Source organism: Sulfolobus sp. B1 (assembly GCF_007050195.1).
Taxonomy (GTDB): Archaea; Thermoproteota; Thermoprotei_A; order Sulfolobales; family Sulfolobaceae; genus Saccharolobus.
In genome coordinates, this window is the sequence record NZ_QIMI01000056.1 from 1 (window position 1) to 10994 (window position 10994).

Genomic DNA, 10994 nt, shown 5'->3' on the forward strand with positions numbered 1-10994 from the left:
CATTAAAATCTAGAACATACGAGAGCATATTAACACATATTTATAACGAGACTGAATACAGAGCTAAGATGCTTAGAACATTTGGTGAAAGAATACATAGAGAACTACTTTTTAGCAACGGCTACGTCAGAATAACGGCTTTAGGAGGTTTTCAGGAAGTAGGAAGATCAGCAGTATTAGTTGAAACCCCAGAGAGTAGAGTATTATTAGATGTAGGATTAAATCCTAGCGTGACACAAGGTGAGAGACTTTACCCAATGTTAGATCAGTTAAAGTTAGAAGAACTTGACGCCGTTGTAGTGACACATGCTCACTTAGATCACTGTGGAATGATACCATTTTTATTTAAATATGGATACGAAGGACCAGTTTATGCAACGCCACCAACTAGGGATATTATGGCATTGATGCAGTTGGATTCCTTAGATATAGCAGAAAGAGAAGGAAGACCTACACCTTATTCAGCTAAAGAAGTGAGAAAAGAGCTATTACACACTATCACTCTCGATTATGAAGAAGTTACAGATATCGCACCAGATATTAGGCTAACGTTCTATAACGCAGGACATATTTTAGGTTCAGCAATAGCGCATTTGCATATTGGTGATGGAAAGCATAATATAGTATATTCTGGAGACTTCAAATACGCCAGAACTAGGTTATTGGATAAAGCAAATGATGAGTTCCCAAGAGTCGATACACTAATAATGGAAACTACATATGGGGCTAAAGAACAAGAGAATAGAGAAGAGTCTGAACTTGAACTTTTGGAAGTGATAAATAAGACCTTAACAAAAGGAGGAAAGGTATTAATACCCGTCCTAGCTGTTGGCAGGGGACAAGAAATAATGCTGGTTATAAACGACATGATGAAGAAGAAACTAATTCCAGAAGTGCCAGTATATGTAACAGGATTAGTTGATGAAGTTACTGCTCTTCACAATGCTTACCCAGAATGGTTAGGAAGGGAGGTAAGAGACTCTATTCTGTATAAAGACGAAAATCCATTTACTTCAGAGTTCTTCAAAAGGATTGAAGGGTTTAAAGAGGACATAGCACAAGGAGAACCCTCGATAATAATAGCCACTTCCGGAATGCTTAATGGGGGACCTGCCTTAGAGTTCTTTAAAGCTCTAGCACCGGATAGTAAAAATTCAATAGTGTTTGTAAGCTATCAAGCTGAGGGAACTTTAGGGAGAAAAGTAAGAGATGGAGCTAAAGAGATTCAAATCATTGATAGAGATGGTAGAGTTGAAAACATAAAAATTGGTATGGAAATAAAAGCTATAGAAGGATTCTCCGGACACTCAGACAGAAGACAGCTGTTAGCGTTCCTAAGGAATATACAGCCTAAACCTAAAAATGTTATATTAAACCATGGAGAAGCTTCATCAATTAGATCTTTTGCAAACTACATTAAAGAAGAGAATAGATTAGGATATAAGCCAAATATCTACACGCCTAACATTCTTGATAGTTTAAGAGTGGCCTAAAGGAAAATTTTTAAAGAGTTAAGATTATAGATTATTCATAAGGGCCCGTCGTCTAGCCTGGTTAGGACGCCGCCCTTACGAGGCGGAGGTCCTGGGTTCAAATCCCAGCGGGCCCATGTGGTTATCTTACTTGCTCCTGCTTCTCGCTTTTTAAATTTATCTAATTTTTGTTAACATCAACTAAAGGGTTAGTTAAACCTCCCTTCTTTTGCGTTTTAGTTCTTGTTCTTTAACGCGTAAACGTAATCCGATCATTACTTAGTCTCTATATGGTTTAATCTGTATGCTTATGATACATACTATCTCCGGCTATGCTTAATTCATTAGACTAAGAGATATTTCAACAAGTATGCTACTTTGCTAGGAATAATTGGATTGAGCTAGATGCAATGCTCTATAGGGAAAAAGATGCGGGGGACGGGATTTGAACCCGTGCAGGCCTTCGCCAGCAGGGCCTAAGCCTGCCCCCTTTGACCTAGCTCGGGCACCCCCGCACACTATAATTTAGAACATATCTATTTAAAAAACTAGTCCTTAACTGTCTCTAAAATTGAAACAACATTCCATATTGATATCCTTGCGTGGGTAGGCATATTAGGATCTTGACTAATATCCTCGAGAATACCGATAGCGTTTGCTGCCCTAACTGCTGGACTCAAAGCTGAATCCTGCAAATTTCGTATTGCATCCGTTGCAGCTCTTCTAATATTTCTTGGCACACTGGTATCATTAACAATTTTTTGTAATAAAATTACTGCTTGTTTTATCTTAGCCTCATTGTCGTAAGGCATCGAAATCTCTTATCACCCAATATTTACTTTTAATAGTAGAGAGTTTAAGATTTATTTATGACAAATCAGACGGAAGAGGGAGTGAAAAGAGCTGCCGATTTATTAAGGCAAGGCGCCACTATGCTAGAAGAAGCTTGTCCATTATGTAAAATGCCGTTGTTTAGATTAAAAAATGGTGATATAGTTTGCCCGACACACGGTAAAGTGTATGTTGTCAAGAACGAAGAAGAAGAGAAGTCAGTAAAAAAGAAACTTGAGTTAGAGGAGATAGAGAGTATACTGATTAGTGGACTATACTCTAATGCGAAGAAAGTTAAAGAAGACCCATCAGATTCTGAAAGCCTTTTGCAGATTATAAGGTATCTAGACGCGTTGGAAAGGTTAAAGAAACTTAGAGCAAATGATTCTCTATAATATGTATTACATCTTGTAGTATTTTTTCTTTCTCTCTAGTTGCATCAATAACATAAAGTCCATATTCTTTTGCTAATTCTAAATACTTTTCTCTGACCTTAGATAAACTAGAGATCTTTTCGTTAAAATTAAATTTGTCGTTTTTAATTATTCTTGATAAAGCTATTTCAACTGGTAAATCTAGAAGTATCCCTATATCTGGTTTAGGAAATTTAGAATTCACCACTTTAATCCAATCTTCATCTCCGCTTAAAGCTCCTTGGTATGCAATGCTTGAAAAATAATATCTATCAAGAATAAACACATCAGCGTCTTGCTTAGATAACCAGTTGATATGGATTGCTCTGTCTGCAGCAAATAATAATGTTAGTGTAATAGGGTCTTTCCAACCTAATTTTTCTATAAGGTTTATTATTTCTTCAGAAAACGGCTCTCTTGTTACTATAACCCTTAAACCCTTTTTAAGTGTAAGATAATCCTTTAGCATATTAGATAACGTAGTCTTTCCAGAGCCGTCTATACCCTCTATCGCAATTATTTTTCGCATTTCCTAAACCTAATTCTTCTTTCTTCAAATTTATGATTTAGGCTTATATACCCTAATATTACCCCGCTAAATTTGTCTGCTTTAGTAAGTAACTTAATATAATTACCACTTATCTCCCTTAGGATAGCAGCTCCTATAACTCTTCCCCTATCTATAATACCTACTAAGGCTCCTTTTAATGTTTCAGAATCTATATAGTATCCTAAACAAGGACTTTCAACTGATAACTGTAAATACTCTCCCCAACTATTGTACAAAATATCTGATAACGATATGCCTATAATATCTTCTGAAGATAATGTAACTAATTTTGCATCGCTTTCAAAATATCTCTTATACTTCAATACTCTACTTATTTTCCTCCTGTTTTTATCTTTATGAAGACCAACCTTATTTAATATTTTTACTCTATTCCTATAATTTAGAGGCAGTATATCTCTAATTCTCGTATCAAATGTTATTATATAATCTGGATCAATTGAATAGATTAATTCAAATTTATGTAGCATTGCTTTTAATCCATGGATCCATCCATCAGTATCTATAACAGTAATCTTCTGGTGCGGTTCTTTTTCATAAATTCTTAAAATCTTGGAAACGTGTAGACGAGGATTAGTAGAAGGAGTTATGTCCCCAAAAAATTCTAAATCATTGTACTTGTAATATTCGATATCAAGAGAAGTCACTGTTGGGGTAGCTGATGATACGAACGTTGGCAAAAATAGTGAAGACTGTCCTACATCGGCATCAATTATTTTGATAAAAGGGACAGATAAATTGGAAATTAGATTAGTAAAATATGTTTTTCCAGAATCTATATCCCCTAAGAGTAGAACTGAACCACCTGTCTGGCTTATTTGTTCTGCTACTTCATCCCAATTGAGAGACAAATCAGTATTTAATACTTTACAGTTCATTTCGAACTTCGTGTTCTCATCAAAAATTAGTGTATATGTCTTAGATTCTGGTATTTTAACTAAATTATTTCTTTCAAATCTTATCCCAACTATTCTGATTTCTCCTTCAGTCACCTTTATATCACAAGGACCTTCAATCAATATTTCCTTTTTCATGATGAAGCCCTTAATGCTATACTATAAGCTGCTCTCAAGTCTCTATCGCTCAGTTGATTAAAATGAGTTTTCAAATTCGTATGTTTCTCATCGACATATTTTACGTTGTCAAAAATTTTGCAAAGTATTTCATAAACATCCCTACCATAACTATTACCCACTCCAACACCAATTATTTTTCTTCTTGCTGGGTAAATTAGTAATACTTCGCTTAATAGTTTGATTAATGAGGAAATATTAGGGGCTTTATGACATTCTATTACTTCTCCATCAAGTATTACAGCTATGCTAAGATAAGAAGAGTTAGTATCTATACCTATAAGTAACTCATTGAACTCCTCTTTTCCCCTTGATAACGCTATAATCTTTCCTAATGCCTTGAGGAAATCTTCCTTTGTTCTAACATTATTTACTGTAATGTTAACCTCTCCTTTCTCGCTAAGCTTCACGTTACGTTTTTTTAACTCGCTTAAGAATTCTCTATATATTTTTGGTGAATCAGTAGTTATTGATACATTTTTTATTTTCACATATAGTTATAGCATTATTAGGAGATTTAAACTTTGGATATCTTATCTTTCATATTTGAAAGGGGCAAGTTGGTTTCGATATATGGGGAGGCTGGTGTTGGGAAGACTGCTTTGGCTTTAGAAGTCGCGTTAAAACTTAGACCTTCAGTGTTTATATCCACTGAGGGAACCAATTATGAGGCAAGACTAGAGAAAATCAGAGTAGGTGAGGGAGTATATTTTGCCTCTGTAAATAACAACTATGAACTACAAAATGCAATACTTAGGGCTATTGAATATAAACCAAGACTGATAATAGTGGATACTATTAATTCTTTATATAGAATTAATCATGATCCTTTAGAATTATTGAGAAATCTTGTAGTGTTAAGATCAATTTCAAAATCTTGTTCCAGAGTTTTGCTTCTCTGGCAGTCTTCTTCTAGCAACAGAGTAGCAGGAGAAAAATTAATGAGAAAATTATCTGATGATGTATTAAGGTTAACTAAACAATATATTATAGGTTATTTAAGGAGATGCAAGTTTAAGATAACCGATAAAGGTGTAGTCGGATGTCTTTAATATTACAATTATTAATAAGCATAATATATTATTTGCCAGCCCTAACTGCAAATGGAAGTGCGCCATTTATTAAGAAAGGAACGCCGGTCGATCTAGGAAAGAGTTTCTTTGATAAGAGAAGAATATTAGGAGATGGGAAAACTTTCGAAGGATTAATTATTGGTTTAACTTTCGGCACTACTACGGGTTTAATTATTTCCAAATTATTGTCATTTGATTGGATTCTTATTTCTTTTGTTGAGTCCTTTTCTGCATTAGTAGGAGATATGTTAGGCGCGTTCATAAAGAGAAGATTAGGAATACCAAGAGGGGGGAAAGCAGTAGGATTAGATCAATTAGATTTTATTTTAACTTCAACACTAACCTTACTGCTATTTCATGTTAATTTATATTGGTATCAATTTGTTTTTATTTGCTTGCTAACCTTTCTATTACACACGAGTACTAACCGAATTGCTTATTTACTAAAAATTAAAAGTGTTCCTTGGTGAGTATTATCTATGCCGAAAAGATCTAGTAAACTTTACAACGAGGTTATAAACAGTTATGTAATCATTATTTTAATTCTCATAATGATAGTAGGAATTTTAGGAGTGATTGCCTTTCCCTATTATATATCCCCATTAAATAATGGGCAAGCTTTAAATACAGCAGGTTATTTAGCCTTAGGAATATTGGTAGTAATTTTTCTTTTACTTGGAATATACTTCATTGATAGAAATGAATATAATTTAGGTGCTATGACTATTCTAATATCCTTAATTATATTAGTCTTAGTTGTATGGAGTATCTACGGTTTCAATACAGTAAAATCTATATTTGGGATTTAGCATTCTAACTCTTATGGAGCCAATAAAAGTAAAATTATCGTCAGGGAGAGAAGTAGAGATCAATGATGATATCGTAGCAATTCTTAATGAATATGTAAGGACGCAAATAACTCTAGAAGAGTTAGCTAAGAGAATAGGACTGTCTGGTTGGGAAGAAGCTTACGAATTGATAAAAACTGTGCCAGCGTGGATTATGTGGACACCTCTTCCAGTATATAAGAAATTGGTCTAAACTTTTTTATAACACTCGGGCTTTGATTCATATATTATACCACTTTTTCTCATATCTATAATCAATTTTTCTACTGTAGATTTATCTATACCAATTTGCTGTGCCTCCTTCTCTACGTCTTTGACTTTAGCACAATCATTACTACCAGCTAAAGAATCTATTATCTCCAGAATCTTCATCATCTTTTCTCTGGCACTCTTAGGTTTCCCAGTCATAATAGTATCTATATCAATTTTACCGCTCTCGATATCAACTCCCACACTCTCTAGGAATAACCTCATAATGTTTATAGCCCTTTCGGCGTCTTCTTTAGTAACAATAGGCTTAAGTGCCATTTTAGCATAAGCCTCACTGAGCCTTATTAAGGATTCTAACTGTCTAGGAGTAATTAATATTGGACTATCCGGGCTATCCATACTTTTTTTCCTCATCTCCACGAAAAAGTCAACAATCAATTTTTTAGCTTCCTCAGTAATCTTTGGACTAACATATTTTCTAGCGTATGCAATATATTTCTTTAATAAGTCCATTTCTATAATATTTCTAGAAACTTTGCCTGAATGAACATCCACTATGTAATTTGCTAATTCCTTATCTTGTTCACTGGGCTGATCTTTTAATATAAATATTAGATCAAATCTGGATAAGATCGTCGGGGGGAGATTAATATTATCTGATACTGGTCTTCCAGAAATATATCTACCTAACTTAGGATTTCCAGCCGCTATCACAGAAGCTCTCGCGTTTAACTTAGCAATTATTCCAGCTTTAGCTATAGAGACCGTTTGTTGTTCCATCGCTTCATGAATTGCAACTCTATCTTCCTCCCTCATTTTGTCTATCTCGTCTATTACCGCAACTCCGCCATCTGCTAGCACTAGAGCTCCAGCCTCAAGATAATACTCTCCAGTACCTTTCTCTCTTACTACTGCTGCAGTTAAACCAGCTGCGGTAGATCCTTTACCCGTTGTATAGACCGCTCTAGGGGCTACTTTAGCAACAAATTGTAGCATTTGTGACTTAGCAGTACCGGGGTCTCCTATCACTAAAACATGTATATCTCCTCTGATACGAGTATCGGGATTATTCTTAGGAACTCCACCAAATAACGCTAAAGCTAAAGCTTCCTTTATCTCCCAGTGTCCATAAATTGATGGTGCAATTGACGCAATTATCCTATCCCTTATCCACGGATCTTTTGACAATTCTTTTATTTTTTCTTCATCTTCCTCAGATATGATTACTTCATCAAGAACTTTTTGAGAAACTTCTATACTGTTTACCTTCATAAATACATCAAATATTGACTTACTACCTCTTTTAACTAACGAATCTTGCTTTATCTCCAGTATTCCACTAACCTTAACCCTATCACCGGGTCTAGCTGAGTCGACTAAATCATCTTCTAAAATAATTTCTAATTGCCTTGGTAACTGACCAGAGGGTAAATCCTCAGGTCTTTCTTGTAAAACAGCCTTTTGCCAATCTACAAACCTAGTTTTGTCCGGGACTAATCTGAATTGACCCAACTTACCGCATCTAGGACATATACTTGGCATTTCAACGATCTCTGGCATTTCTCCCTCTTCTGGCCACTCAAACTCTGCCATACAGTCAGGGTGAATATGCTTAAAAATTGCCTTATATACTCTCTCCTTTACCGGTGTTACCTTTACTAAAATTCCTTCTACACTAATTAACTTATTTATCTCCGAGCTTCTTATTTTTCTAAGCTCAAAAACCCTAGGAATATTAATTATCCTTACGTGAACTTTATCAATATCTCTCTGATAGGTAGGATCTAATTGAGAAATATAGTCATACAGGGCGTTTTCAAGAATAGGAATTACGGTTTTAGTATTATTTATAATTTCTTCAGCTATTTTCTCATTAAACGACAGTATGTCAGAGAAATTTATTACTATACTTTTCCTTCTATATGCTATCATTTCATTTATTTTATCTTTATATTTTATTTTTCCCTTCTCATCCTTATACGTTGTCAGAAATTCAATAAAAAGGTCTCTATAGTCAGCTTCTTGCCTAGGTATTTCCAATTATATCACCATACAGTTCCTTGATAAGTTGTCTTATCGTATTATAGATTAAAAGCTCTTCTTCTGTCATATTATTGATCAAATTTTGATCTTCTATCTCAAGAAAAGCTAATTGCATCACCTTCCTAGACCGTATCTTATATATTTCATTAAGTATATTTTTAGCTTTTCTAATTTTATCAACATTATCAATACTACTCTCTTTATTAAGAATATCAATATACGATTTTACTTTAAAGAAGAAATCTCTACTAAGTGGTACTAGGGAAGCTGACGTATTCGCACTCTGTTTTTCTTGAAATAATATTCTGCCTAGGTCTTCTACAGATACCTCATCCTCAATTTTCACTATATTTTTTCTCTCAAGCACAGATGCTAGCCAATAAGGTAATTCATCTTGACTACCTTTAATTAGTTGCAAACCGCTTAAGGTAATTGAGCTACCGTTCCAGTCTTCAAGGACCATGACTTTATGTTTATATACCCTAGTTAATCTTCTAATTGCTTTGAGCCTAACTCCGATCACATTTTATTATCTTTAGCTTTTTACTTTAAATAGATGGAGGAGATAAAATGCTTAATAACTACAAAGACTGGAAAAGCTATTAAGTGTATACCAGAGATTTTAAATAGGTTACTAATTAAAGACCCTAACGCTAAAGTTATAGAATATACTAAAAACGTTTTACTGATTAGTTCACTATTAGACCCATTAACTATTTATGGGCTGTTAATTTCTCATCCACCCTCATGTGCAGAAAAAATCTTCCCTTTTCAATTAATTACAAAACCATTGGAGAAAGATTTAGTAGAAAAAACTATAAATTATATAAGACAGAACTTTAATGATTTAAAGAAGTTTTATGTTAGATGTATTAACAGAAACTCTAATATAAACTGTAAAACAATAGAAATTGCAATTGGCATTGGACTAAAGAATTTTTGGCAAGTAGATTTTAAAAATCCTGAAATAATAATTTATGTTAATGCGTTAAAAGATTTTTGTGGAATATCCTTTTTGAGGAAGGGGCAAGAAAAGTTTCGGCTAACTCTCTCAAACAAAATATAAGGTAATACCACATATTTTAGATTAGGGTGAAAGTATTGGTATCAACTAAAGACATCTTATCCGATACATTGCGTACGCCAACAGTCATAATAAAACATAAAGATAAACTATCACCAGATTACGTTCCTAATAGCCTACCTCATAGAGAAGATAAGATAAGAGAATTAGGATTCATATTCAAAAACTTACTGATAGAGGACATTAAAGATTCAGAAAGAGTTGTAATAGTAGGCAGAACTGGAACTGGAAAGACTGCCACAGTTAAATCATTTGGAAAGAATTTTGAAGAAATAGCTGAGAAAGAGTTTGGAGTAAGAGTAAAGTACGTTCACATAAACTGCTATAGGCATAGAACATTGTATCTGATAAGCCAAGAAATAGCAAATGCACTAAAACTTCCTATACCATTAAGGGGACTTTCCTCTCAAGAAGTATTTAAGGTAATTCATGAATACTTAGATAAAAGAAATATTCACGTGATTGTGACGTTAGATGAGTTTAGCTATTTCTTAAACACTGTATCAAACGATGAGATATATTTCTTAGTCAGACTATATGATGAGATCTCTGCTATAGTAAAGAGAATAAGTTATGTATTCATCGTTAATGATACACATACACTCTCTAGCTTAGATAAAAGTATAAGAGACCATATACTTAGAAGAGTAATTGAATTTCCACCTTATAAAGCATCTGAACTATACGATATTTTAAAGGCAAGAATAGAAGAAGCATTTAATGAAAATACAGTTGACGAGGAAGCCTTACAATACATATCAAACACTTATGGATTTGATAAAGGTGGAAATGGAAATGCTAGAATAGCGATAGAGACTTTAGGGCTAGCGGCAGAAATAGCTGAGAAGGAAGGATCTCCAATTGTCCTTCTTGATCACGCAAAGAAGGCAAATTCAACAATAAACCCCGAGGTACAGCAAATTTTAGATAGTTTAAGTTATCTGGAACTTCACCAGCTAATACTTCTGAAAGCACTAATTAGAATATTAAATAAAAATAGGGTTGATGAAATAAATATAGGTAATCTTGAAAATGAATACATAGAGTTATGTAAAGAACTAAGTGAGGAGCCTAGAAAACATACCCAAGTTTATGAGTATTTAAGAAAGCTAAAAGTGATAGGAATAATAAATACTAGACAGAGTGGAAAGGGAATGAGAGGACGAACTACGCTAGTCTCGTTATCATTACCTTTAGATAAAAGGTTAGATGATTTCATAACACAACAAATAATGGTGAAATTACAATCGAAAATTTAATTTTTGATAAACATAAATTAAAAATAATATATCTATTAGTAAAATATGGTGACATGAACATAACTAAACTGTATAGACTCAGTGGATTACATTATAATAAGCTAAAAAAAGAACTAGAAG

General features: G+C 33.8%; 14 protein-coding genes and 2 tRNA genes. 9 read left to right on the top strand and 7 right to left on the bottom strand.

What is annotated here, in order from left to right:
* Together DMP16_RS05290 and DMP16_RS05295 are read left to right on the top strand one after the other, a co-directional pair.
* Window positions 1-1493 (top strand): beta-CASP ribonuclease aCPSF1 (locus DMP16_RS05290; RefSeq protein WP_143576951.1); only part of this gene is annotated, 1493 nt, incomplete at its 5' end.
* A 41-nt stretch (window positions 1494-1534) separates the two neighbouring features.
* A tRNA-Val gene (locus DMP16_RS05295) sits at window positions 1535-1609 on the top strand.
* 293 nt (window positions 1610-1902) lie between these two features.
* On the opposite strand, the gene DMP16_RS05300 is transcribed toward DMP16_RS05295, so the two are convergent.
* Window positions 1903-1987: transfer RNA gene (locus DMP16_RS05300), tRNA-Leu, on the bottom strand.
* Between the two features lie 33 nt (window positions 1988-2020).
* Window positions 2021-2290, bottom strand: coding sequence for a UPF0147 family protein (locus tag DMP16_RS05305; protein ID WP_069281922.1), 270 nt, complete (start codon window positions 2288-2290; stop codon window positions 2021-2023).
* 51 nt (window positions 2291-2341) lie between these two features.
* On the opposite strand from DMP16_RS05305, the gene DMP16_RS05310 reads away from it, so the two are divergent.
* Window positions 2342-2698, top strand: a complete 357-nt coding sequence (locus tag DMP16_RS05310; protein WP_069281920.1) for an Sjogren's syndrome/scleroderma autoantigen 1 family protein — start codon at window positions 2342-2344, stop codon at window positions 2696-2698.
* Here the strand turns inward: DMP16_RS05310 and tmk are convergent.
* Genes tmk through DMP16_RS05325 form a run of 3 tightly spaced genes read right to left on the bottom strand, consistent with a single transcriptional unit; the run spans window position 2676 to window position 4848 of the window.
* Window positions 2676-3245 carry a dTMP kinase gene (gene tmk, locus DMP16_RS05315; protein ID WP_069281918.1) on the bottom strand — a complete coding sequence of 190 codons (570 nt, stop codon included), beginning with the start codon at window positions 3243-3245 and terminating at the stop codon, window positions 2676-2678. The genes DMP16_RS05310 and tmk overlap by 23 nt on opposite strands.
* Window positions 3233-4318, bottom strand: coding sequence for a Clp1/GlmU family protein (locus tag DMP16_RS05320; RefSeq protein ID WP_069281916.1), 1086 nt, complete (start codon window positions 4316-4318; stop codon window positions 3233-3235). The genes tmk and DMP16_RS05320 overlap by 13 nt, the downstream gene beginning before the upstream one ends.
* Window positions 4315-4848, bottom strand: coding sequence for a hypothetical protein (locus DMP16_RS05325; RefSeq protein ID WP_069281914.1), 534 nt, complete (start codon window positions 4846-4848; stop codon window positions 4315-4317). Before DMP16_RS05325 ends, DMP16_RS05320 begins: the two co-directional genes overlap by 4 nt.
* A gap of 33 nt (window positions 4849-4881) precedes the next feature.
* Here DMP16_RS05325 and DMP16_RS05330 point away from each other — a divergent pair, with 33 nt between their 5' ends.
* Genes DMP16_RS05330 through DMP16_RS05345 form a run of 4 tightly spaced genes read left to right on the top strand, consistent with a single transcriptional unit; the run spans window position 4882 to window position 6471 of the window.
* Window positions 4882-5409: an AAA family ATPase gene (locus DMP16_RS05330; protein ID WP_069281912.1), complete on the top strand. Its 528-nt coding sequence runs from the start codon at window positions 4882-4884 to the stop codon at window positions 5407-5409.
* Window positions 5400-5900 carry a CDP-2,3-bis-(O-geranylgeranyl)-sn-glycerol synthase gene (locus tag DMP16_RS05335; protein ID WP_069281910.1) on the top strand — a complete coding sequence of 167 codons (501 nt, stop codon included), beginning with the start codon at window positions 5400-5402 and terminating at the stop codon, window positions 5898-5900. The genes DMP16_RS05330 and DMP16_RS05335 overlap by 10 nt, the downstream gene beginning before the upstream one ends.
* Before the next feature lie 9 nt (window positions 5901-5909).
* Window positions 5910-6239 (top strand): hypothetical protein, encoded by a 330-nt coding sequence (locus tag DMP16_RS05340; RefSeq protein WP_069281909.1) that lies wholly within the window; start codon window positions 5910-5912, stop codon window positions 6237-6239.
* 13 nt (window positions 6240-6252) lie between these two features.
* Window positions 6253-6471, top strand: a complete 219-nt coding sequence (locus DMP16_RS05345) for a hypothetical protein (protein WP_069281908.1) — start codon at window positions 6253-6255, stop codon at window positions 6469-6471.
* On the opposite strand, the gene DMP16_RS05350 is transcribed toward DMP16_RS05345, so the two are convergent.
* Together DMP16_RS05350 and DMP16_RS05355 are read right to left on the bottom strand one after the other, a co-directional pair.
* Complete coding sequence (locus tag DMP16_RS05350; RefSeq protein ID WP_069281907.1) at window positions 6468-8528, bottom strand: minichromosome maintenance protein MCM; 2061 nt, start codon at window positions 8526-8528, stop codon at window positions 6468-6470. The two genes, DMP16_RS05345 and DMP16_RS05350, sit on opposite strands and share 4 nt — an antisense overlap.
* Entirely contained in the window at window positions 8515-9054 is a 540-nt protein-coding gene (locus DMP16_RS05355; RefSeq protein ID WP_069281906.1) for a hypothetical protein, read from the bottom strand. The genes DMP16_RS05350 and DMP16_RS05355 overlap by 14 nt, the downstream gene beginning before the upstream one ends.
* A gap of 33 nt (window positions 9055-9087) precedes the next feature.
* Here DMP16_RS05355 and DMP16_RS05360 point away from each other — a divergent pair, with 33 nt between their 5' ends.
* Window positions 9088-9597 carry a THUMP domain-containing protein gene (locus DMP16_RS05360; protein WP_069281904.1) on the top strand — a complete coding sequence of 170 codons (510 nt, stop codon included), beginning with the start codon at window positions 9088-9090 and terminating at the stop codon, window positions 9595-9597.
* 35 nt (window positions 9598-9632) lie between these two features.
* Window positions 9633-10874, top strand: coding sequence for an ORC1-type DNA replication protein (locus tag DMP16_RS05365; RefSeq protein WP_069284546.1), 1242 nt, complete (start codon window positions 9633-9635; stop codon window positions 10872-10874).
* Window positions 10875-10994 lie beyond the last annotated feature (120 nt).

Bases quoted from the DNA above. Each gene is read 5' to 3' on its own strand.
- DMP16_RS05310 (WP_069281920.1), top strand. From the start codon at position 2,342: ATGACAAATCAGACGGAAGAGGGAGTGAAAAGAGCTGCCGATTTATTA.
- tmk (WP_069281918.1), bottom strand. From the start codon at position 3,245: ATGCGAAAAATAATTGCGATAGAGGGTATAGACGGCTCTGGAAAGACT.
- DMP16_RS05320 (WP_069281916.1), bottom strand. From the start codon at position 4,318: ATGAAAAAGGAAATATTGATTGAAGGTCCTTGTGATATAAAGGTGACT.
- DMP16_RS05335 (WP_069281910.1), top strand. From the start codon at position 5,400: ATGTCTTTAATATTACAATTATTAATAAGCATAATATATTATTTGCCA.
- DMP16_RS05340 (WP_069281909.1), top strand. From the start codon at position 5,910: ATGCCGAAAAGATCTAGTAAACTTTACAACGAGGTTATAAACAGTTAT.
- DMP16_RS05345 (WP_069281908.1), top strand. From the start codon at position 6,253: ATGGAGCCAATAAAAGTAAAATTATCGTCAGGGAGAGAAGTAGAGATC.
- DMP16_RS05360 (WP_069281904.1), top strand. From the start codon at position 9,088: ATGGAGGAGATAAAATGCTTAATAACTACAAAGACTGGAAAAGCTATT.